Genomic DNA, 22,908 nt, shown 5'->3' on the forward strand with positions numbered 1-22,908 from the left:
TAAACTTATTTTTCCCCCGCAAGCTCTCCCTGAAAATTACCCCCCATATTTATCCAGCTGCTTCACAAGTACCTCAAAATCCTTTGGATAAGGTGCTTCAATGCGAACCGGATCACCATTCATCAGGGCAAATGAAAGCGCATGCGCATGCAATGCCACCCGCTGGATCAGCGGCTGCTCCTCCGTTTCCTTTTTGAGGTTAAACTTTCTTTTTAAAGTAGAAAGATAAATGGGCTCACCGCCATACTGGGGGTCGTTCACGATGGGTGCTTTGAGGCACGACAAGTGAATGCGTATCTGGTGCATGCGACCGGTTACAGGAATGCATTCCACCAGCGAGTAGCCGCGGTATACTTTTAGGGTGTTGAAAATAGTTTCGGCCATCTTTCCCTCGGCACGGTCAATCTTCACGGCAGTTCCATTTTTAAGGGGTAAAATGGGCAGGTATACCGAAATACTGTCGAGCTGGTGCACGCCGGTAACAACGGCATGGTAGCGCTTGGTCACTTCGCGGTGCTCAAACTGCATGGCAAGGTGCCGGTAAGCGGCCGGATTTTTGGCAAATGCCAGTACTCCGGAAGTTTCTTTGTCAAGGCGGTGTGCAGCCTGTAACTCAGAATTATACTCTTTGGCCAGCCTCAGCACACTTCCGCCACGGTCGGCGGTACGCTCATCCAGCGTGGCCAGGTGCGGCGGCTTATTGACTAGTAGGAAATCCTCATTTTCAAAAATGATGAGGTCTTTAAAATTAACTTTCATGCCTTTCAGACCAACGCATTTACTTTCGTTGGATTGGGATTAATGGTGTCAGACTCAACCAGTCCGTCGCGCAAACGTACGATACGGTGCGCATAATGTGCAATATCTTCTTCGTGGGTCACCATCACAATGGTGTTTCCTTTACTATAAAGCTGGTCAAACAGGTCCATGATCTCGTACGAGGTTTTACTGTCGAGGTTACCTGTGGGCTCATCTGCCAGGAGTATACTCGGGTCGTTTACCAAAGCCCGGGCAATGGCTACACGCTGCCGCTGCCCGCCCGAAAGTTCATTGGGCTTATGACCCGCCCGGTGTTCCAGTCCTACGTTTTTCAACGCGAGCATGGCCTTATCAGTTCTGTCGGACTTACTCATTCCTGCATAAATCAGAGGCAGCGCAACATTTTCCAGAGACGACATCCTGGGCAGCAGGTTAAAGGTTTGAAACACAAACCCGATTTCCTTATTCCTGACCTCAGCCAGCTCACTTTCGGTCATGTCGCTCACATCCTTGTTGTTGAGGATATAAGTACCTGTGGAAGGCGTATCGAGGCAGCCGATGATGTTCATCAGCGTCGATTTTCCTGAGCCCGACGGTCCCATAAACGCAACATATTCCCCTCTGTTAACATCGATCGTCACAGATTTGAGAGCCTGTATGACCTCACTGCCCATGACATAGCGGCGGGAAATCTCTTTGGTTTCAATGATTTTCATGACTTGCAGAAGGATGTTTTTGTTATAACCGGGAAACGCGTGATCAGGATACCGTGGCAGTCAACCGCCTGAAATAAGCATCCGCATAAAGGGCCGACAGGATCACGGCAAAGGAAAGGTCGTCATTTTCAACAACCCCTTCTTTTTGAAACAGACCTTTATGCTCAAAGGTGGCCGACTCGTCCGGTGCAGTCACTGTCCACTGCCGCCTGGTCCATGAGTGGTACTTGAAAGCATATTCCATGTGATCGTAGGTGATGGTGGCAGACCCTTTCCAAAGGTTGAATTTGATCTCTCCAAGCTCTTTTTTCCCGTCAATATCAAGAATAACGGTATTTCTTCGCCAGATTCCATTCGTTTTAAACCGAAGCAGGTAGCCTTGCAGTTCGCCGTAACCTCCGGTCTTCCAGAGGCTGAGCTTTAAAAGGCCAACCATCAGCTTTCCCCGAAAAATGCGGCATTCGCGTCCGCTAAACGAGGTTTTCCAGGTAAGAGACATTTATTTGGGATGAAGTGTAATAATTGAAATAAAAATAACTAAACACTAAAATGCAGCCCGTTGTTTTTCGATAAGAGCCCGCATCGACTGATATCGCGTGGCAAATTGCTGATAACCGGCGGGTGTGGCATATTGCTTTACCTTTTCCTCCCCTTCCTTCGCCTGGCTCAACAAACCCTGTTCCAGGCTCAGCAATGCATACTGAGCCCATATTTCCGGTGCATACTCATTGAAGCGCAGCGCATCTACCACCAGGCGGTATGCTCTGGAAGTTTGTTTTTGTTTGCGATAAAATTCCGATGCCGACGTTATGACCTGCGGATCAAACGGATTGGCCCGGACTGCATTTTCTATGGTTGCCCGGGAAGGTGCGCGTACGGCTGCTGCCAGCAGCGAGTCTGTGGGCAGCTTTGGCTTTGCACCCGAGAATAATGTATTTTTCAGCTGTTCAATGGCTGTATCGGGCGCGTTTTCCTGCAACTTGTCCAGCAGTACCACTGCTACCTCTCGGTTACCCTGTAATGCATTTGCAATCGCCACCCCGATTGTCCCTTCCGCCCCTTCCACGCCCGAAAATGCTTCAATGGATTGCGCATACAAACCCAGCTGCAAAAACCAGTGTCCGAGCACTTTTTTGTACAATGCGCTTTTCTCATCGTCCTCAGCTGCCCAGGATGCCAGCGTTTCCAGGGCCTTGAGCTTGTTGCCGCTGTAAAATTCAGGATAAATGGAGGCGAGAAGCAGGTCTGTACCGAGCATAGGATTTTTGGCCGGGAGCTTTCTGAGCAGCGCCGCCGGTGTACTGTCCTGCCGCGCCTGGTTGCCTGCATAATTCACCAGATAGGCAAAAGATGAAACATTCAGTAGCGAGTCTTCGGGCAGTGCCTCCGACTTGTAGGCAGTTTTGGAAAACTGTTGTTTAAGGTTTCTTGCAGCGAGCCAGTTGGCCTGCCAGGAAAGATACTCATAACTCTTTTCGCCGCTCGTCAGGGAATCGAGCAGTTCAGGACCGGCACTTTTGGCCAGGATTGCCAGCAGGTTGGTCGCAGGTACTTCACTGCGCGCAGTATTGTTTTCAGCTTTTTCAAGATAAAAATAAGCGGAGTCGGCCACATTGGTGCGGGCATACAGCATACCCAGGTTATTCAGCAGCTCACCACTTTCCGGAAACCGTCCGACGCCTTCCTGCAGGCTGTGTACAGCATCAAAAAACAACTTTTCGCTCATCAGGATGTTGCCCAGCCCTGCATAAGCCTGTGCGGAAGGATTTTTGAGCAAAGACTGACGAAAATAATAAGCCGCTGCATTGTTATCGCCCTGCCGCATGGCCAGTGAGGCGAGCGCATAATTGGACTTATGGTTCTGAAACTCCTGCTGCAAAGCCAGCTTGTAGTATTGCTCCGCCAGCGTGTACTCGCCGGTAGCTGCGTGCAGGTCGCCAAGTCCGTTGAAATAACCTGCAATCGACTGGTTGACAGGAAGTAATCTTTGTACCGAAAAAAGGATCACCACGCCCGCAAATCCAAAAAGCCGGGTTTGTGTAAGTCCGAAGCGCAGCGGCTTGTAAAGCACTTTATGTACAGCCAGTCCCTGCTGAAAAAGCTGGTAAAAGTTGACTAGTATGTAAAAGAGAAACAGGATACCCATCGCCAGCTGTCCTTGTACCACGACATCTTCCAGTACTTCAAGTACCGGATCATTGGCAGCCGCTGCGGCGAAGGCAGAAAAGGATAGCGCAATAAGGAATAATCCTGTATAAAGCCAGAACCCGGCAGAGCGGAAAGGCATTGTTCCGCCTGTGGAATCCGCTCTTTTCCTGAACCCCCAGATACCGAGTATCCCGGAAAGCAGTGCCAGCACCACCGGACTGACCAGCGTTACGTCCCAGTCGATTTTGCGCGTATTTTTCAGGAATACCAGCAGCAGTACCAGCAGGTACAGTACACTGATCACGATAAAGTTTACAAGTCCGCCCTTGCCCTTCCGCTGTGCTCCTGCCGTACTAAGCCAAACCCAGGCTGCAATAATCTCCGTGGAAGAAATAAGAAGGAACAGGGCCGTAAGCATCATCCAGACCGGGTAGGAATAGTTTGCCGCTGCAAAGGCCGGCATTGCTGCGGAAGAGCCAAATGTGACAAGCGCAGCCACGATGGCAGAAATGCCCAGTATGCTTAAAATACGGGTACTTATGCCCAGGTCTGTGCGGAATGCATGGAAATAATAGGATATTCCACCATAGAGGATGACCGTAAGAAGAAAGAATGACTTGGTTTGATCGCCGAAAACATGGAGGATTTCCAGGCGGCAGAATGCCAGAAACAGAATCAGCAGGATCATTCCGGCCAGGTACCAGAACCGCGACAGGGTTGTGAGTGCAGCCAGGATCAGTGATATTCCCGCCATGGTAAAAATCCAGAAAAGCCTGACGGAAAGCAGGTCGGTTTCCATGACCGAAGCCATGAAACTTTCGGTCACCAGCTGGGAGGGTGTATGAATGCTGAACTGCCAGGTGCCGATCTGCAGTACATCTATTGCAGCATTGATTTCGGAAACTTCGCTGAGCACGTTCCAGCGGACGGCATTACCAAGCGGGTCAATGATTTTGATTAAAAATAAAACGATTGCAAGAATGATTGCTGCCAATACAGCGATGGTTGTCCGGCGCTCGGACGGCGACCACACTTTCCAGAAAAAAAGCTCCTTCATAAATTTTGTCCAAACCGGTAAGGAACAGATAACGAATTCTGCTCTGGAAAATTTAGATATATCCGCAGCCAATACGGCCTGTTATCTAAAAATTATCCTATAAATGAATGATCTGACTATTGGTACTGACCAAATTATCACATACTTTTGCGGTCTGAAAAAAACCTCACAGAAGATAATCAAAATTATATAATGGCAAACACGGCAAACATAGGAAAAATTACGCAGGTAATTGGTCCGGTTGTAGACGTATCGTTTGAGGATAGCGGAGCGATTCCGTCGATCCTGGATGCGTTGGAGGTCATCAAACCAAACGGTCAGAAAGTGGTGCTGGAATGCCAGCAGCATTTGGGTGAAGACCGCATTCGTACCATTGCGATGGACAGTACCGAAGGTATGCAGCGCGGTATGGATGTAACTCCGCTGGGAGCACCTATCAAAATGCCCATTGGCGAAGGCATCAAAGGACGTCTGTTTAATGTGATCGGTGAGGCGATTGACGGACTTGCGCCCCTGGATAACAGCAATGGTATTTCCATTCACCGGGCTGCTCCCAAGTTTGAAGAGCTGGCAACCGGAACGGAAGTTCTGTTTACCGGAATTAAAGTGATTGACCTGCTGGCACCTTACGTAAAAGGTGGTAAAATCGGTCTTTTCGGTGGAGCCGGTGTAGGTAAAACCGTTTTGATCCAGGAGCTGATCAACAATATCGCAAAAGCATATGCAGGTCTTTCTGTATTTGCTGGTGTCGGTGAGCGTACACGTGAAGGAAATGACCTGATGCGTGAGATGATCGAAGCCGGTATCATTAAATATGGCGAAGAATTCAAACATAGTATGGAAGAAGGGGGCTGGGATATCTCTAAAGTAGATTACAGCATGCTGAAAGATTCTCAGGCAACTTTTGTTTTCGGACAAATGAACGAGCCCCCCGGCGCACGTGCCCGTGTGGCACTTTCAGGTCTGACCATGGCGGAGTACTTCCGTGATGGCGAAGGCGAAGGTCAGGGCCGTGATATCCTGTTCTTTATCGATAATATTTTCCGCTTTACACAAGCAGGTTCGGAAGTATCCGCCCTTTTGGGACGTATGCCTTCGGCGGTGGGTTACCAGCCTACCCTGGCTACCGAAATGGGCCAGATGCAGGAACGTATCACTTCTACAAAACGTGGTTCTATCACTTCCGTACAAGCGGTTTATGTACCTGCGGATGACTTGACTGATCCTGCCCCGGCAACAACATTTGCCCACTTGGACGCTACGACCGTATTGAGCCGTAAAGTTTCTGAGAAAGGCATTTACCCTGCTGTGGATCCGCTTGACTCTGCTTCGCGTATTCTGAATGCAGAAACACTGGGTGCAGCCCATTACGATTGCGCTCAGCGTGTGAAAAACATTCTTCAGCGGTATAAGGAACTTCAGGATATCATTGCGATCCTTGGTATGGAAGAACTTTCCGAGGAAGATAAGCTGGTTGTATCCCGCGCACGCCGCGTAGAACGCTTCCTGTCACAGCCGTTTTTTGTGGCCGAGCAGTTTACAGGTCTGAAAGGTACACTGGTTGACATCAACGATACCATCAAAGGTTTTAACCTGATCATGGACGGTGCTTATGACCACCTTCCGGAAATGGCGTTCAATCTTGTCGGAACGATTGAGGACGCACAAGCCAAAGGAGAGAAAATGCTTGCGGAAGCCAGCAGATAATCGCGAACAGCTAAACGCAGGAAACAATGCATTTGGAAATTATCACCCCGGACAAAAAAGTTTACGCAGGCGAAGCCAATGCAGTAACCCTGCCGGGAACAGAAGGCCAGTTTCAGGTTTTAAACCGGCATGCTCCCCTGGTGAGTACATTGGGTAAAGGTGACGTGGTTGTGGATACCGGAGCTGCCAAGCAAACTTACGTCATCGACGGAGGTGTTGTGGAAGTGCTGAATAACAAGGTATTGGTTCTCGCAGAAGCGGTACTTTAAGAAAATACAAATAATTGAAAGCGAATGCTGTGAAAACGGCATTCGCTTTTTTATATACCAACAATATCAAGAAATGCTTGCAAGCGAAGAATAGGAATACCTTCAAAAGACCCGAGATCTAATAATCCACGTTTATCGCCAGTCACAATGTAGTCAGCCTGGCCGTCTTTGGCCAATGCAAGAATAAAATTGTCATTCGGATCAGGACTTTCTTTGATTACTGAGGTTACCACAACAGGTTTTAGGCGCCGCTTCAACGTGCTGATAAAGTCATCGGCTTCCCTGGTTGTGATATATTTTCGAAACTTGTCGCGATAAGCCACTTCGCGGATTTCTTGAAGCAGTGTTGTATCCGCCAATACCTGGATACCCTCGTTTAACAGAACGCGCTCTAACTTGTCCCTATGGGTTTTTCCAATAAGGGCACTGATATAGTCCGTTGTATCAATGACAACCCTCACTACCTTGTGCTTCTTTCCGCCCGGACAGCTTTTATCTCCGCAAGAATTTCATTTTCCGTAATCTCAGGATCCGTTTGTGGCAAACGATTGGAAAGCTCCGTCCACTCATTGCTGAAGTCCGTGAAAGAATCCCTGGGTTCTGCCGTCCTGAATTTCAGAAAATTTAAATTTCTCAATAACTCCAGTACGAATGGAGCCTTCTTTTCCGGTATATCAATAATTATTTCCATGGTAAATGCATTTCATCCGGTACCAATATAACATGGATAAGTCAATTTTGATTGCTCTCCTTGGTTAACCCCGCCAGCACCAGCAAAATTGCCCCATTCGACAGCGCCTCAAATTCGATTATTTCGGTATGACGCAATGCAAGACCATCCCGCTTTTCCAGCAAACGATTCTGCACCTCGAAAGCTCCTTCGATGACAAAGATGAATGCATGATGATCCGGGTTCCGGTTCGGGAAAATGTCTTCTGCCCGGCCATCGTATTGCCCGATGAACAAATGCGCAGAGCTACCATTATAGCCGTGTACCGGAAAAAGAACATTTTTATCATGCAAACTGAAGGAAGAAGTGATGGCTGTTGATGACAACGGCGTGCTTAAAAAAAGATCGTCATTGATCCGGATCTGCAAATAGTTGATTGCTTCGTCAGGATATGGATTGGTAACGGAATAATGCCTGTCCGGCGAAGCCTGAAGAAAAAGTACTTCGCCTGAATTAACAAATTTTGGCATCGTACCCTTTTCTTCGACTTCAATAGCCCCAACCAGCGGCACCAGAATAACCTGGCAAAACCGCTCTATAACCAGCTTCTGGCTGCATTCCGGCATCAGCATTTCGTCATTCAGTACTTCCAGCGTTCCCAGCGGCTCACGGCCGGCAGCGCAGTATTCTTCAAAATTGAATGTCCGTAAACTTTGGAAACCATCCATCTGAAACTGCCCGCGCAGGCTTTCCAGGTATATTCGGGCGTCAGTTTGGGTAAGCATCGATCGGATCTTTCAATTTCATCAGGCACTCACAACAATGGTATGCGTGAGTGCAAAACTGGTAGAAACATTTCCCGTAACTGACGGCATTTCAGTGCCGACACCATCACTAAATACATTGTCGTGCGCATTGGTCGTGTCTGCTTGTCCGTGGCTCGCGTACACGCCCTGTGCATATACGAGCTTGCTGATATCCTCAGGAAAGGCGATCTGGGTTACCAGGAGCGACTTGCCGCTTGCATTGTACACATGCACATGAATGTGCGGGGCACGGCCCGAGTACCAGCCGGGATAAATGCTTGTAAAACGAACCAGCCCGCTGGCATCAGTTGTTTGCCGGCCGCGCAAAAAATGCACCGAAGTATAGCTTGTCGACTGCATGCCCGTACCTCCGTACTCCGAGTAATTACCCGCCGCATCACAATGCCAGATGTCTACCAGCGCGCCGGAAAGTGCCGCGCAGCCTGCATTTTTATTCTGGATTGTAATTTGGATGGTCAGCTTGTTGCCGGTACGGCCCGAAGTAATATCGTCGAGCACCAGGCTGCCCGGGACTTTGGTAGGAAAAGGGCCTGCCGTTTCGGAAGCAGTAGCCGTACAGGTCCCGGAAGATATTTCCGCGGAACTGCCGGTACCCGTCGTGGTGCCCGTGGAAATGTCCGTTTCGGGATCAACCGTGTCGCCAGAACAGCCGATCATCGGAATAAAAGCTGCCAGGGTCAATGCAGAAAACCCCTTTTTTAAAAACTCTTTACGCTCCATATCTGAGTTACAGTTCATGTTTGTAAGAGCTTTATCGCTTATGCAGACTATTTTGTTGCAACACAAACGCCATGTGTCGGTCAATGCCCGGATTGTCCCGGTGAATGCCTTAACATGGTGTCACTTACCTTTCCATTTTTCGATAAAATCGAGATAACTCCCGCTCACAGGCAGCTCCCGGCCAGAGGTAAGCAATACTTTCCTGCTTTGGATAGACTTTACCAGTCTGTCGGGAATAATGTAGCTGCGGTGAATGCGGCTGAAATCGCCTGCCGGAAGTACTTCAAGAATGCTTTTGAGCGACATCAAGGTCAGTACAGGATGTGGTTCGCTGGTCAGATGAATTTTGATGTAATCTTCCATACCCTCAATAAACGCAATATCGGCCAGGCTGATCCTGACCGACTTGTACTCAGATTTCACCACAATGTATTCAGGTGCGGGTACCGGTGTTTTGCGCAGGCTGTATATTTCCAGTGCCCGGGTTACTGCTTTTTCAAAGCGTTCGCGGCTGATCGGTTTGAGCAGGTAATCGAGTGCTTCCAGCTCAAAACCTTCGTGTGCATACTTTTTATGAGCAGTAGTAAAAATAACAACCGGCTTGAAATCAAGTCCTGCAACAAGCTCCAGACCCGACAGATCGGGCATGTTGATGTCTGCAAAAAGCAGGTCTACCGGATGAATTTTCAGGAAAGCCGCGGCTTCCACGGCATCGTCAAAGGTCCGCAGCAATGCAATGTCCGGAAATGCAGCCAGGTAGGTCCGCAGCAGGTCCAGCGCGAGCGGCTCGTCGTCAATAGCTACGCATGTCATGGGAATCGAGCTTTAATTGCACGGTGTAAAAAGGAGCATGCTCCTCAATGTCAAGCCTGTACCGATCCGGATACAGGAAGTCGAGGCGCTTGCGGGTATTGCTGATGCCTACTCCTTCCCTGCCTTCAACCTGCACCTGCCCGAAAATCTGGTTTTGACAAAAAAACAACAGCTCTCCGGCATGCACGGAAAGGCGGATGGTAATCTCCGACCGGTGATGATTGCTGACGCCGTACTTAAATGCATTTTCAACGAAAGTCATCAGGATCAATGGGGCAATCAATGTATTGGTGTCAGGCGGTCCGAAGTCTGTGGATACTCTCGTTTTATCTGTCAAACGCAGCTTCTGCAATGCAATGTAGTTTTCAAGACAGGTAACTTCTTCCTGTAAAGGGACAAAGTTTTCAGTGGCCTGCTCGGTGATATACCGCATCATGGCCGAGAGTTTCAGAATACTGGGGGCGGTATGTTCACTCCGGCTCACAGCCATGGAGTAAATGTTGTTTAGGGTATTAAAAAGAAAATGCGGGTTGATCTGTGCCTTGAAGAAATACAATTCCGCCTGTGCTTTGTCCGCCTCTGACTGTAAAACCTTCTTTTCCGAAAGTCCCCACTGCTCCGAGATCCGCACAAACATGGCAATGACCCACGTCATCACAAACAGTACCAGGCTCACAAAATCGACCGCAGGCTCGCGGCGTCCGCCTTCCCGGTCGGGATGCAGTGGCCGTGCTGATTGTTTTTCCGGCAACGGACCGGGATACCGGGGCATGGGCGGCAGTTCTGTTTCCTGACGGTGGAATTTGCTGAAAAGCAGCGTTTCAAAAGGTTTGCCAACGTAGACGGTCAGAAATGAAGCCCCAAAAACGAAGCTGTAAAGCACGTATCGCTTCTTTAAATACAGCTTTGGAAGCCAGTAAAGCAGGTTGATGTAAAAAAATGCGCAGTATACCAGCACAAACAGCCAAAACGAAGCGGACGTAAGCAGCCGTACTTCAGTATCAGGTCCGGGATCGCGGGCAATAATGGTGACCGGCAGACTGATAAAGAGCAGCCAGCCCAGCAAATGGATCGGCCATTGTTTCCGGAACAAGCGCATAAGTGTCTGGTTGATGATGGGCAGCGTACGAATATAGGGACTTACAAAAACAAAAAGTTTTCCTATTTTGGGAGAGCACCAACATTCACTCCTTTCATGCAACAGCCCGCCGGGAAGAACGAGCTTCTCAAAATTCTGGGTGTAGGATTCGGCATTGCCGTTACTCTGGGCGGTACGGTAGGTACGGGTATACTCCGCAAGCCCGGGCCTATTGCGGCTGCGCTGGGAGAGCCCTGGCTGATCATGTCACTCTGGGCAGCCGTAAGCCTGTATGCATTTCTGGGCACATTATGTACCATTGAGCTGGGTACGTCGGTACCCCGGGCAGGAGCCTGGTACGTATATGCACAGCGGGCATTTGGCAACTATGCCGGTTTTGTGGTAGGGATCAACAGCTGGCTGGGGACCTGCTCAGCCCTGGGATTTGGCGTATATACCATGAGCGAATACCTGGCCTTGCTCCTCCCCGGCCTGGCTGGTTACGAGCCTTACCTGGCGGCGGGCATCCTGGTGATCCTTTCAGGAATTCACTGGGTGGGACTGGCACTTGCAAGCAGCTTTCAGAACGTGATGAGTGTGCTCAAAGGAGTGGGTTTGCTAGCTTTTGTAATCGTATGTTTCGTATATGGTGAGGATGTTTCGGCAACCAATGCCGCAGCGGTAACCAGCCGCATAGCCGAAACGGGCAGCTGGCTTGCCCCGGTGATATTTTCCCTGCAGGCTATTTTTTACACTTACGACGGCTGGCACACTGCCGCCTATTTTTCGGAAGAAGACCGAAATCCCGCGCGCAACCTGCCCCGCTCGATGATTGGAGGGGTATTGCTGATTATTCTCATCTACCTGCTCTGTAACCTTGCCATTTTGCATGTAATTCCTTTAAAGCAACTTGCACAATCCAAGCTGGCTGCTGCGGATGCCGTAAGGCTGATTTTCGGAGAGAGCTCAGGCAGGATCGTCACCATTTTTCTGATGATTTCCATTCTCGGGATTGTTAATGCGCAGCTGCTTTTTAATCCCCGCGTACTTTATTCCATGAGCCGCGACGGGCTTTTTATCAATGCGGCGACCCGCGTCAATGCAGGAGGCACGCCATCTTCGGCCATGCTGATTACCTCAGCCGTAGCCGTGGCACTGATCCTGGTTGGAAAAGATGCCTGCGAAAAGCTCTCGGACATTGCTACCTTCTTTTTTGTATTGGGCTATGCCTCAGGTTTTGCATCGCTGCTTGCACTGAGAAAGCGCGAGCCTGGCCTGCCCCGCCCGTGGAAAGTACCGGGCTATCCCATACTGCCGGTTGTCATGCTCATTGTTTCACTCGCATTTCTGGTGGGCGCAATTATCCAGGACCTGCCCAGCAGCCGCTTTGCCCTGCTTTTCCTCATCGTGAGTTATCCCGCGTACCTGGCAGTGAGCCGGCTCAACCGCCGGGTTTAAGGCTACTTTTAAATGCAGAAAATACTTGTTTAAAATGATTTACAGGACTTTGTCCGGGCAAGATCGGGCGTCTTCAAGCGTTAGTACATTGTCTGGACATACCGGGAACAAATCTTGCATTTAAAAAATTATAACTTTGTTTCTTACAGCCTGAAACGGATGTGGCCGGTGCAGCAATGATGGGATTTGAAAAAATATGAGGAACCGACTATTAAAATATACCCTGCTTGCGTGCCTTTTTGCAAGTTCTGCGTCCGTTTTTACGGCAACAGCCCAGCAGCGCAGCCGCAATGCCGGCGCAGCTCCTGAAAAGAAGGATAGCACCTCGGCACGTCTGGCCTCCGAATCGCTGGCAGCGGAAGGAATGAAGTTCATGATGAAGGACGAGACGGACAAGGCGCTGCCTGTTTTTGATCAGCTGATCCAGTTTAATCCTCAGGACCCCGCAGGTTACTACCTTCGTGCAACTGCACTTATTAAGCTTAACCGCCTGGATGAGGCGATGGAATCGTCTAAAAAGGCCTATGATATTGATCGCGACAATATCTACTATGCCCAGCAGCTGGCTGAATTATATGCCAAAAGGCGCAAGCTCGCAGAGGCTGCACAGATTTACGAGACACTTCTCTCCAAAAATCCGGATAACATACAGTACGGGGTTGAACTGGCATCTGTTTATATTTTTAATGAACAGTTTGACAAAGCGATTGATGCGTACAATGTGCTTGAAAAATCCCTGGGCGTAACCGAGGAGATCACCCACCAGAAAGAACAGCTGTACCTGCGCCAGAATAACCTGGAAAAAGCCCTGATTGAAGCCAGGAAACTGATTGCAGCGGAACCTTCAGAAGTAAGCTACCGCGTGGAGCTGGCCGAAATGCTGATCGCCAATGACCGTGTTATTGAGGCTGTGGTACCATTGGAAGAAGCGCTGAAGCTGAATCCGGACGAAGCGCAGGCGCATGTGCTGCTGGCCGATATTTACCGCAGGAACGGGGATGTTGAGAAGTGTAACCAGGAGCTCAGGCTGGTTTTTGCAAACCCGAACCTGGATGCTGATCCCAAAATAAGAGTACTGGGCGGATATCTGCAGATGCTCAAAACCGATGCCGAAAAGAGTGATGCCGTACAGCTCGCCAAACAACTGGCGGAGACGCATCCGAATGAGCCCAAAGCGCTGATATTGTATGCCGATCAGCTGATCAGGAGTGGAAAAAAGGCCGAAGGCCGGGATTTGTATGTCAGGTCGGCAGCGATAGACGGCTCCGTATTCCAGGTCTGGGGAGCAATACTGCAGCTGGATGGTGACCTAAATCAGGTCGACAGCCTGCTGGTGCATTCAGAAAAGGCATTGGAGCTTTTCCCTAATCAGGGCACCTTCTGGTACTCCAATGGTACAGCCCGGCTGATGAAGAAAAATTACAAAGAGGCGATTTCATCATTTGAAGAAAGCCTGAAAATGACGGGCGAAATGCCGGACCTCGTGCCTTTTATTCATGCTCAGATGGGTGATGCATACAACGGTCTGGGGGATCATACCAAATCAGATGCGTCGTATGAGCTGGCGCTCAAAGCCAATCCCGATGACGATCACGTACTCAACAATTACAGCTACTTTCTGTCATTGCGGGGTGAAAAGCTGGATTTGGCCTCTAAAATGTCGGAGAAACTTGTGCGGGAACATCCGGACAATCCTACCTACCTGGATACTTATGCCTGGGTATTGTACATCCGGAAAGACTACAAAAAAGCCAAGGAGCTGCTGGAAAAAGCAATGCAGGACAGTACGGTGAGTGGCACAATTGTTGAGCACTATGGAGATGTCCTCTTTAAGCTCGGCGAGCGCGATAATGCGCTGGCTCAATGGAAACGGGCCAAAAGGATGGGCGAAACCACGGAACTTCTTGACAAAAAAATAGCGACAGGTGCATTACACGATCAATAAAACAGCAATCTGGGTTCTGGCCCTTCCATTTTTCTGGCTTACATCCTGTCACAAGCCGCGTTCTTCCAAAAATATTAACAAGTCTGCTGCAGACACCACAGTTGCCTCAATTCCGGTAGCGGCAGATACCGCCGTGATCAGTATCAGCGCAGGCGATGTGGATTCCAGTTCTGCAACTACAAAAACGAGCACAGAGGCAGCCGCACCGCTGGCAGTGAAGGAATTGCAATTTGATTATCTCGTAGCCAAATCCAAGTTTTCCTTTAAAGGACGGAAGCAGGATTTTGACAATACCAATGTAAACATCCGTATGAAGCGTGACAGCGTGATCTGGATGTCGGTTACAGGTATCGGATTTGAAGTTGCAAGGGGCATTATCACACCGGATTCGATTGTTTTTATAGATAAAATCCACAAAGACTATTTTGTATTTACCTACGAACAGCTTAGTAAGCAGTACAATTTTGAGCTGAATTTTCCATTGTTGCAGGCGGTTATTGTTGGTAATATGCCATTTGGCCAGCAGCCTGATGCACGTTTTGTAAAGGAAAATGATTTTTACATCTTAAAACAAATCGTTGACCGGCTGGAAGTTGACAATTATGTGGCTGAGCGTACCCTCAAATTGTCGCGTCTGCTGGCGACGGAAGTGCCCACACAAAATACCTTTACGCTTGATTATGAGGATTTCAGGGATGTGCAGGGTTCCTTGTTTCCGTTTGTAAGCCAGATTATGCTGAACGTCAGATCTGGTCAGGAGCAGGCCGTAAACCAGACCTCCATGCGGCTCAAACACAGCAAGGTAGAGCTGGTAAGTGCCAGTCCCGGATTTCCTTTCAGCATCCCGTCCAGCTATAAGCGTAAGCGGTAAAAACAGAATGTGTCGGCCCGGATTGGCGCAAAAACCCCAAGTCTGATTAACTTTGCCTGCCTATAAGGCCATTACGCCGCAAGTATTTACCCTATGCTTTTTCACAAGCCCTGCTTTCGTTGCCTGTTTTTCATGCTGACAATGCTTCTGTGCATCACCGGAAGCGCTTTTGCTCAGAAAACCCGTGAGCAGCTTGAAAAGGAAAAAAGTGAAAACCAGTCTAAAATCAGGGAAATACAAAACATCCTGAAACAGACTTCTTCCCAGAAAAACGTGAACTTGGGCCAGCTGAAAGCGCTCAATCAGCAGATTAATACTTATAAAAAGCAGATTGATCTCCTCAGCGACGATCTCGACCTCCTCGACAGTGAGCTGAAAGTGCTCGAAAAAAGAAAGCAGAAGCTCGACAGTAGTTTGGCAAAGCTTAAAGAGGAGTATGGGCACATGATTTACGAGGCATCCAAAAGAAATGCATATTTCAACCAGCTTGTCTTCCTGTTTTCGGCAGGTACTTTCAACCAGTTTGTGCTGCGGTACAAGTACCTGAAGCAATATACCGAGGCTCGGCAGGGGCAGGCCAAGGAGATAGAAGCATTGCAGACGAAGGTGGTGGCTGAGCGCCAGCGTATCACTGCCAAGAAGAACCAGCAGAAAAACGTGCTTAATACCCGCGTCACAGAGAGTACGAAGCTGGAAGGTCTGAAAGTAAAACAGAACGAGGTAATCCAGGAACTGTCACAAAAGGAGGTGGAGCTGCGCAGGCAGATTGCTGAAAATAAGCGTGCTACGGATTTGCTGGAAGCCAATATCCGCCGCATTGCCGAGCGCGAGCGCAGAGAGCGCCTTGAACGGGAACGACGGGAAAGGGAAGAGCGCGAAGCCCGCAGAAAGGCCGAGCGTGAAAGAATTGCCCGCGAGAATGCAGAGCGTGAGAAAAAGGGTGAAGCAGCCATTGTAGTAGCGCCCAAGGAGGAGGAGCCTATCGACGTGAGCGGTATGAGCGCCGAGGAAAATACACTCGCTTCTTCGTTTACAGCGTCACAATCAAGGCTTCCATGGCCCGTGCGGGGATTTGTTTCGGGCCACTTCGGACAGCGCCCACATGCCGTTCTGAAAGGTGTGATGGTTGACAATCTCGGTGTTGATATTCAAACCCCGGCCGGGGAATTGGTGAAGGCTGTATACGACGGGGTAGTGCTTGACGTAACCGAAATGCCTGGTATGGGCAATGTAGTAGCGATACAGCATGGAAATTACATGACCATTTACGCTAAAATGACGGGTGTGATCGTGCGTGCAGGCCAAAAGGTAAAAGCCCGCGAAAACATCGGAAAAGTAGCCCCAGGCGGCGACGGAACTTCCGAGCTGCAGTTTCAGATTTGGAAAAACACTTCCCGCCTCAACCCTGAAAACTGGTTAATGAGAAGGTAAAATACCCGGCATAGCCAGAAGTTGTGGGGCTAGTCTGGCATGATTTGGAATAATTTCAACACAGCCGGTGTTTCCATACTATTCCAACAACACCAGTCAACCCCAAACCTGACCACACCTGACCACCCCTGACCAAACCTGACAACATCTGACTATTCCCGACTACCCCCAACCAACCCCAAACCACCACCCAAATGTCCATCCATACCCCCGATATAAAACGCGTCACCACCCACATCATTCAGGAAATGAAGAACCGTGGGGAGAAAATATCTTGTCTTACAGCCTATGACTACTCCATGGCGGGGATTGTGGATGCGGCGGGCGTGGAGCTGATCCTGGTGGGTGACTCAGCATCAAATGTGATGGCAGGGCACGAAACCACCTTGCCGATTACTATTGACCAGATGATCTACCATGCAGCTTCTGTTGTAAGGGCTGTGAAGCGAGCGCTTGTGGTAGTTGACCTGCCCTTTGGATCTTACCAGGGTAACTCGCGGGAGGCGCTTAATTCGGCAATACGAATCATGAAGGAGTCGGGGGCACATGCGGTAAAGCTGGAAGGCGGACTCGAAATTAAGGATTCAATTACACGCATCCTCAGTGCGGGCGTGCCTGTTATGGGCCACCTGGGGCTTACGCCTCAATCCATTTACAAATTTGGTACGTACACCGTGCGGGCCAGGCAGGAGGCCGAGGCTCAGAAGTTACTCGATGATGCACGGATGCTGGAAGAGGTAGGGTGCTTCTCTGTAGTGCTGGAAAAAATACCCGCCACGCTTACCAAGCTGGTTTCGGAAAGTGTAAGCATTCCTACGGTGGGCATTGGAGCGGGGCCGCATGCAGATGGCCAGATCCTGGTGCTGCATGATCTGCTGGGAATCAACAAGGCATTCAAGCCGCGTTTTTTGCGCCGGTACGCGGATCTGAACGGCGTAATGACCGAAGCAATCGGAAACTATATCAAGGATGTAAAAGGCCGGTCGTTTCCAAATGAGCAGGAATCATATTGACCTTTTTAAAAGTATTATATAAATAAAATGGCTAATAAACCTTTCAGGGTTGTTTATGAAGACAATCACCTGATCATTGTCAACAAGGAACCCGGCATACTGGTGCAAGGCGACGCCACAGGCGACAAATGCCTGCTGGATATGGTCAAGGATTATATCAAAGAGACTTACAACAAGCCGGGAGCTGTATTTCTGGGAACCGTACACCGGCTCGACAGGCCTGTCAGCGGACTTGTGGTATTTGCCCGTACGTCCAAGGCATTGGAACGCATGAATGAAATTTTCAGGAAGCGCGACGTGCAGAAAACGTACTGGGCGGTGGTCAGGAACAAGCCGGCAGAGAAAAAAGGCAAGCTTGTGCATTGGCTTTCGAAGGATGAAAACCGGAACATTACAACTGCTTACGACTATGAAAAACCCGGAACCCACCGGGCTGAGCTGTCGTACCGCGTACTTGGAACGCTTAACAGCTACCATTTGCTGGAAGTAAATCCTATTACAGGCCGGCCGCACCAGATACGCGTACAGCTTGCCTCCATGAATTGCCCGATCCGCGGCGATGTAAAATACGGTTATCCCAAAGGCAATTCCGACGGCAGTATCAATTTGCACGCGCGCCGCTTGTTTTTTGACCATCCCGTCAAAAAAGAACCAATGCTATGCCGCGCAGGCGTTCCCAATGATGCATTCTGGGAGGAATTTCTTACGCTGGACCAGGAGGAGATCAAGCCGGAACATCTTGACTTTTTGTATGAATAATGATTGAAAAACTGAAACAGCGCTGGAACGTGAAGAATGGATGGGACGTCCTGATCATTCTGCTCGTTTTTGCCTGTACCGGTTTTTCAGTTTTGTATGTAAAAAAGGCATTATTCAGTCTTGTCGGTCTTACCACTGCTTCTCCTGCCTGGCTTCGGTGGACCGTGAATATCCTGGTGATTCTTCCGCTGTACCAGGTCATATTGCTGGCATGGGGCTGGATATGGGGCAAGTTCGGGTTCTTTTGGGCTTTTGAAAAGCGCATGTTTGGCAGGATAGGATCTGTTTTCAGGAAAAAACCAGCCGGCCAGAGCTAGTTCCCGGCTATTCTTTGCCGGTACACATCCCGCGCTTTCTCGTACATTGCCTTTGCATCTGCTTTCTCCCCTGCCCTGATATTCGGCTCTTTCATTTTCCAGCATTGTTCGAGGGCTGCAAGGCACCATTCGGCGCTGCTTTTTTCACGCACCGGCTTGCCGTCAACATGGATAAAAACCGGGTTGGAATGTGAGCTCGGAAATACCCGCACTGCTGCCCAGCACGACTTTCCGGGCTTGTAGCTGAACCGTATTTCACGGACACTTCCATCCGCTTCGATTGCTTTTGTCTCAACTACCTTTCCATTGATGATCAGCTCTGCTTTCACCTGCCTGCTTTGTCCGATCCTGGCACGCTCAATATCCCAGTAGGGCATTTTGCTGAGGTGCGCACGTGCTGCGGCCCGCCCCGCACTATCCTGCTTTTCGGGCAGGTAAGCTGCTATGCTGGCTGAAATGGCCAGTGGAGTACCTTTCGGAACGACCAGAATACCATTCTCATCACCTGATGACCTGCCGTTTATCGTAAAATCCATCAGATGTGATTTGCCGTCAGACACATAGCTTCTGCCGCTTTTTAGTCCTTCCACGTAGCCGTCATAGGTAAAGCTCCCCTCAGGCTTGAAGTAGCTCCTCGCCTGCCCTACCCGGGCATCGGTAATGCACGGAAAGTCCGTTTCACCGCTGAGCCTGGTCTCGAACCCGCAATTCAGCGTGTGGTAGTACATGTTTAGTTCCCAGGGTGCAGGCGTATCGCCCGCACTATAAAAATCGACCAGCCCCTGCGTGACAGTCACAATGTATTCATTGGCCCCGATCCCGTCCATTTTAGGGGTTATATAGTTCGGAAGGTCGTTGGTAGGCTGCAAAGGTTCGAGTCCCCAGCCGGAGTGCGCATACCCCACTACTCCGCCCTGCGCCCTGGCCCAGGCAAGTACCGGAGCCGTCCAGCTGGGCCATTGCTCAATGTCGCTGGTGCCGGGATAATCATCCTCTTTTATCCTTAATAATACAATATGCCCTGCATGCGACGAAGGGAATCCTGACACTTCCACATCATTGCGCATAATATTGTTTGTATCGGAAAGTGGGTCATTCTGAGCAGTAAAGAAGGTTTTTTGATGATACCAGCTGGGTCCCCAGGCGAGATTGACTGCCACATTCAGATCTTCCCCCAATGCCTGCCTGAAAATATTTTTAGGATCCACACCTTCCGTCGGACTGTCGTAGTGGCTGCACCCGGCGGCATGTACGTGATGGTCGCCGCTGTACCAGCCGAGCTGGCGCATGTTAATCCACCTTTTCAGCTGCAAAGTCACCTCGGCAGAGTCTGCCTGCGGGATTTCTGCTTCGAGCAGCTGCGGTACATATTCGGGCCCGCGGGTATACCGGATGCGGTACTTGCCTGCTGCCAGTGATACATGCTCGCCATGGTTGCGGTAAATCTGAGGCTGAAAAAAGAAGTCGGGATATTCGTCCGAAGACGCTACCCGTCTGGAAGGCAATGGATAAATGCCCGAGAATCTGCCGGATGCATGTTCCTGGCTGTCGGTAATCAGCAGCGAGGCCATCGCGGGTTTTCCGTCAAAATCCAGTATGCGCAGCTTCACCTTTACGGCTGGTTTTACATCAAAAAGAATGGCGGTAGCATTGCGAAAACCCAGGTCCTGTGAGCCCTGTCCGACATGGTAGCTTACTTCCACCTCGCGCTGGCCGGCATCCTTGCTATAAACCTGAACTACGGCATATTCCAGTTTCAGGCCCGATAAATGTGTCTGCAGCGGCTTACCGGTGTACGTTTGTATTTCAATAAAACGATTGGCAACCTGTCCGGGTGTGAGCTGGTGCTCGGGCTTTACCCTGGGCTCAAAAGAGGGAGCATGGTAAGGCTTTGCAGCATGCGGACTGGTAACCATCAACGGAGCTGTCACGCCGGCCTCATTGATGACTTTTACCAGAAAACTTGTCCAGCCACCCTGCACCAGAACCGCCCTGACCGGCCCCCGCTCTACTTTCACGCGACTTTCAGGATTGATATGCACCATGTTCAGGCAATAAGGATCCAGGATCTGCTGAACAGCGGCAACAGTTTCTGCATTGAGAGGCTTGTCGGCCAGAGCTTTCAACTTTTCCTGGTCTGTGCCTGATAATGCATTACCTGAAAAAGACAGTGCCTCGTTTAGCCGCAGGGCCTGAGCGAGCAGAGGCTGCGGATCTGCTTCACGTACCGGCAAGGTTGGTGCGGCATGTTCGTGATGTTGTGCAAAGAGCGGCTGTACCAGTGATACCAGCAGCAGCAAAGTGGTAAAAAGTGCCTTCATAAGCGCAGGAAAAGCTTTTTTGTCTTTTTTTCAATGCAAATGGCGCGAGAGCGCCAGCCGCCCGGAAGGATCGTAAAGAATGGTTTCGGCAGTCAGCAGGCTTTCAAGCGTGGCTCTCAGGTCACTCTCCGGATATTGGTCGAATACACTACCAAGGTCATACGGAGCTATGGGGCCGTTTGTTTCCAGGTATTGCAGCAAAACAGATTGCAGTGTGGCCAGAGTACCGCCTTCCTCTTTCTTCTTTTTTAAACAATTATCACAAATCCCACACTCCTGCGCATCAAACTCATTGAAATATTCGAGCAGCAGCAGGGTCCTGCAAATGCGGGTGTGCGATACATATTGCACCACAGCCTGCGCCTTGGCCAGGTCACGCTCTTTTTTTCTACCAATTTCATAAACATTCAAAGGCAAATTGGCAGCATCATAGCGGGGTGTGAGCCAGGTAAGCTGGGGCTTGTCGCGCCGGGGCTCGTAATCAAGAATTTCTCTTTCCTGCAAAAACTTAAGCCGCCGGAGCACCTCTGTTTCGGGAGCATAAAAAACCTGCGCAATTTCGGTCTCCGAAATGCGGACGTACTCCGAAAACAGTTCGCCTCCGTAAAGCCGCAGCAGCAGCTTGATGAAAGGATCAAAGTCGGGGTACCTGAGCTGAAAGTCGTATAGCTGTCTGTTATCGATCAAAAAATGAAGGCGCGAAGGCTCACTGAAGTTTTCACTGAGTTGAATAAACCCCTCCTCCGACAAAAGCTTTAATGCATAGTGGGTTTCACTGGCCGGCAATCCGAAAGTGCCTGTAAACTCCTGTATATCAAAGTCTGCTCCCAAAAATTCGCCCCCGCCTACAGGGATTTTGTAGTAATTGGCCAATGCTTGGTATACCCGCCGGATCTTCTCAGCGGGCGGGTACTGGCGCTCAATGCTGGCTGTGAGTTCTTCAAGGTCAAGTTTGTTAAACAAGGCTACGGCGTAAGCCTTGGCTTCATCACGGCCTGCGCGGCCTGCCTCCTGGTAGTAAGCCTCCGGACTGTCGGGCAGGTCGTAGTGGATCACGCAGCGCACGTCCGGCTTGTCAATGCCCATTCCAAACGCATTGGTAGCCACCATCACACGCAGTTTATTGCTGATCCAGGCCGACTGCCTGTCGGAACGTTCGCGGAAAGGCAGGCCCGCATGGTAAGCAGCTGCGCTGATCCCCTGGCGGTTTAGCCAGTCGGCAAGGTCTTTGGTGCGCTTGCGGGTTCGCACATACACGATGGCCGTACCGCTTACATTTTTAAGTATCTGAATCAATTTGCGCTCCTTGTTTTCTTCCTGAAAAGCCGAGTACGACAGGTTGGCGCGCGCAAAAGACTGTTTAAAGACACGCGCATTACGCATTTCAAGCTTATCCAGGATGTCTGTCCGGACCTCTTCGGTGGCTGTGGCCGTGAGTGCCATTACCCGTACGCCGGGTATAAGCTGGCGGAACTGTGCAATCAGCAGGTAGGCCGGCCTGAAGTCATATCCCCAAGCTGAAATGCAATGCGCTTCGTCGATAGCGAGCAGACATACCTTCATCAGTTTGGTACGCGCAATCATAATGTCGGTACGCAGTCGTTCCGGGGATACGTAAAGGAATTTGGTATTTCCGTGAATGCAGTTGTCAAGCGTAATGTCGATCTCATTGCGGCCCATACCTGAGTAAATTGCCGCGGCAGGAATGTTCCTTCGTTTGAGCTGCTCCACCTGGTCTTTCATCAATGCGATGAGCGGCGTTACTACAATACAAACACCTTCCATCATCATCACAGGTACCTGAAAGCACACAGACTTTCCTCCACCGGTAGGCAGTAGCACCAGCGCGTCAATGCCCTGCAATATGGTCAGGATTGCATCTTCCTGTACGGGACGGAAATGGTCGTAACCCCAGTATTGCTTTAAAATGGCATGGAGGTCGGTCATCGGAGTTGACGGGGCTGTGTGTTTGTTGAAGTACAAAGTACGAATATAATATCGGTCAGATATTATATTTGCTTTTCTCCAT

The 22,908-nt window shown here is 49.9% G+C and carries 21 protein-coding genes; 9 read left to right on the forward strand and 12 right to left on the reverse strand.

Annotated features, from left to right (window positions below; translation table 11 throughout):
• Positions 1–36: 36 nt before the first annotated feature.
• From HWI92_RS19040 to HWI92_RS19055, 4 genes are read right to left on the reverse strand one after another with little or no spacing between them, the layout of a single operon-like run.
• Positions 37–759 (reverse strand): RluA family pseudouridine synthase, encoded by a 723-nt coding sequence (locus HWI92_RS19040; RefSeq protein ID WP_204658220.1) that lies wholly within the window; start codon positions 757–759, stop codon positions 37–39.
• 5 nt (positions 760–764) lie between these two features.
• Positions 765–1,475 (reverse strand): ABC transporter ATP-binding protein, encoded by a 711-nt coding sequence (locus tag HWI92_RS19045; protein ID WP_310589486.1) that lies wholly within the window; start codon positions 1,473–1,475, stop codon positions 765–767.
• Positions 1,476–1,518: 43 nt separating this feature from the next.
• Entirely contained in the window at positions 1,519–1,974 is a 456-nt protein-coding gene (locus tag HWI92_RS19050; RefSeq protein WP_204658222.1) for a hypothetical protein, read from the reverse strand.
• A 45-nt stretch (positions 1,975–2,019) separates the two neighbouring features.
• Positions 2,020–4,680, reverse strand: a complete 2,661-nt coding sequence (locus HWI92_RS19055) for a tetratricopeptide repeat protein (RefSeq protein WP_204658224.1) — start codon at positions 4,678–4,680, stop codon at positions 2,020–2,022.
• Positions 4,681–4,872: 192 nt separating this feature from the next.
• Here HWI92_RS19055 and atpD point away from each other — a divergent pair, with 192 nt between their 5' ends.
• Together atpD and atpC are read left to right on the forward strand one after the other, a co-directional pair.
• Positions 4,873–6,387 carry a F0F1 ATP synthase subunit beta gene (gene atpD, locus HWI92_RS19060; protein WP_204658226.1) on the forward strand — a complete coding sequence of 505 codons (1,515 nt, stop codon included), beginning with the start codon at positions 4,873–4,875 and terminating at the stop codon, positions 6,385–6,387.
• 26 nt (positions 6,388–6,413) lie between these two features.
• Positions 6,414–6,656: an ATP synthase F1 subunit epsilon gene (gene atpC, locus HWI92_RS19065; protein ID WP_204658228.1), complete on the forward strand. Its 243-nt coding sequence runs from the start codon at positions 6,414–6,416 to the stop codon at positions 6,654–6,656.
• A 50-nt stretch (positions 6,657–6,706) separates the two neighbouring features.
• Here the strand turns inward: atpC and HWI92_RS19070 are convergent, their stop codons facing one another.
• The 6 genes from HWI92_RS19070 to HWI92_RS19095 form a co-directional block, all read right to left on the reverse strand.
• Positions 6,707–7,117 (reverse strand): putative toxin-antitoxin system toxin component, PIN family, encoded by a 411-nt coding sequence (locus tag HWI92_RS19070; RefSeq protein ID WP_204658230.1) that lies wholly within the window; start codon positions 7,115–7,117, stop codon positions 6,707–6,709.
• Positions 7,117–7,347, reverse strand: a complete 231-nt coding sequence (locus tag HWI92_RS19075; RefSeq protein WP_204658232.1) for a hypothetical protein — start codon at positions 7,345–7,347, stop codon at positions 7,117–7,119. The genes HWI92_RS19070 and HWI92_RS19075 overlap by 1 nt, the downstream gene beginning before the upstream one ends.
• Before the next feature lie 41 nt (positions 7,348–7,388).
• Positions 7,389–8,111, reverse strand: coding sequence for a pirin family protein (locus tag HWI92_RS19080; protein WP_204658234.1), 723 nt, complete (start codon positions 8,109–8,111; stop codon positions 7,389–7,391).
• Between the two features lie 21 nt (positions 8,112–8,132).
• Positions 8,133–8,873, reverse strand: coding sequence for a dioxygenase family protein (locus HWI92_RS19085; RefSeq protein ID WP_204664694.1), 741 nt, complete (start codon positions 8,871–8,873; stop codon positions 8,133–8,135).
• A 120-nt stretch (positions 8,874–8,993) separates the two neighbouring features.
• Complete coding sequence (locus HWI92_RS19090; RefSeq protein WP_204658236.1) at positions 8,994–9,686, reverse strand: LytR/AlgR family response regulator transcription factor; 693 nt, start codon at positions 9,684–9,686, stop codon at positions 8,994–8,996.
• A complete protein-coding gene (locus tag HWI92_RS19095; RefSeq protein WP_204658238.1) occupies positions 9,667–10,785 on the reverse strand; it encodes a sensor histidine kinase in 1,119 nt (372 codons plus the stop codon). Before HWI92_RS19095 ends, HWI92_RS19090 begins: the two co-directional genes overlap by 20 nt.
• A gap of 96 nt (positions 10,786–10,881) precedes the next feature.
• Here HWI92_RS19095 and HWI92_RS19100 point away from each other — a divergent pair, with 96 nt between their 5' ends.
• From HWI92_RS19100 to HWI92_RS19130, 7 genes are all read left to right on the forward strand, one after another.
• Positions 10,882–12,222 (forward strand): APC family permease, encoded by a 1,341-nt coding sequence (locus tag HWI92_RS19100; RefSeq protein ID WP_204658240.1) that lies wholly within the window; start codon positions 10,882–10,884, stop codon positions 12,220–12,222.
• 196 nt (positions 12,223–12,418) lie between these two features.
• Positions 12,419–14,167 carry a tetratricopeptide repeat protein gene (locus HWI92_RS19105; protein WP_204658242.1) on the forward strand — a complete coding sequence of 583 codons (1,749 nt, stop codon included), beginning with the start codon at positions 12,419–12,421 and terminating at the stop codon, positions 14,165–14,167.
• Positions 14,148–15,038 (forward strand): lipoprotein insertase outer membrane protein LolB1, encoded by an 891-nt coding sequence (lolB1, locus tag HWI92_RS19110; protein WP_229248312.1) that lies wholly within the window; start codon positions 14,148–14,150, stop codon positions 15,036–15,038. The genes HWI92_RS19105 and lolB1 overlap by 20 nt, the downstream gene beginning before the upstream one ends.
• 141 nt (positions 15,039–15,179) lie before the next feature.
• A complete protein-coding gene (locus HWI92_RS19115) occupies positions 15,180–16,469 on the forward strand; it encodes a murein hydrolase activator EnvC family protein (protein ID WP_229248314.1) in 1,290 nt (429 codons plus the stop codon).
• 194 nt (positions 16,470–16,663) lie between these two features.
• A complete protein-coding gene (gene panB, locus HWI92_RS19120) occupies positions 16,664–17,482 on the forward strand; it encodes a 3-methyl-2-oxobutanoate hydroxymethyltransferase (RefSeq protein WP_204658246.1) in 819 nt (272 codons plus the stop codon).
• 27 nt (positions 17,483–17,509) lie between these two features.
• Entirely contained in the window at positions 17,510–18,241 is a 732-nt protein-coding gene (locus HWI92_RS19125) for an RluA family pseudouridine synthase (protein ID WP_204658248.1), read from the forward strand.
• A complete protein-coding gene (locus HWI92_RS19130; RefSeq protein WP_204658250.1) occupies positions 18,241–18,558 on the forward strand; it encodes a DUF6787 family protein in 318 nt (105 codons plus the stop codon). Before HWI92_RS19125 ends, HWI92_RS19130 begins: the two co-directional genes overlap by 1 nt.
• On the opposite strand, the gene HWI92_RS19135 is transcribed toward HWI92_RS19130, so the two are convergent.
• Both HWI92_RS19135 and HWI92_RS19140 read right to left on the reverse strand, forming a co-directional pair.
• Positions 18,555–20,879: a CehA/McbA family metallohydrolase gene (locus HWI92_RS19135; protein ID WP_204658252.1), complete on the reverse strand. Its 2,325-nt coding sequence runs from the start codon at positions 20,877–20,879 to the stop codon at positions 18,555–18,557. The genes HWI92_RS19130 and HWI92_RS19135 overlap by 4 nt on opposite strands.
• A 30-nt stretch (positions 20,880–20,909) precedes the next feature.
• Positions 20,910–22,826 (reverse strand): RecQ family ATP-dependent DNA helicase, encoded by a 1,917-nt coding sequence (locus tag HWI92_RS19140; protein ID WP_204658254.1) that lies wholly within the window; start codon positions 22,824–22,826, stop codon positions 20,910–20,912.
• Positions 22,827–22,908 lie beyond the last annotated feature (82 nt).

It is taken from the genome of Dyadobacter sandarakinus, assembly GCF_016894445.1.
GTDB classification, from domain to species: Bacteria; Bacteroidota; Bacteroidia; order Cytophagales; family Spirosomataceae; genus Dyadobacter; species Dyadobacter sandarakinus.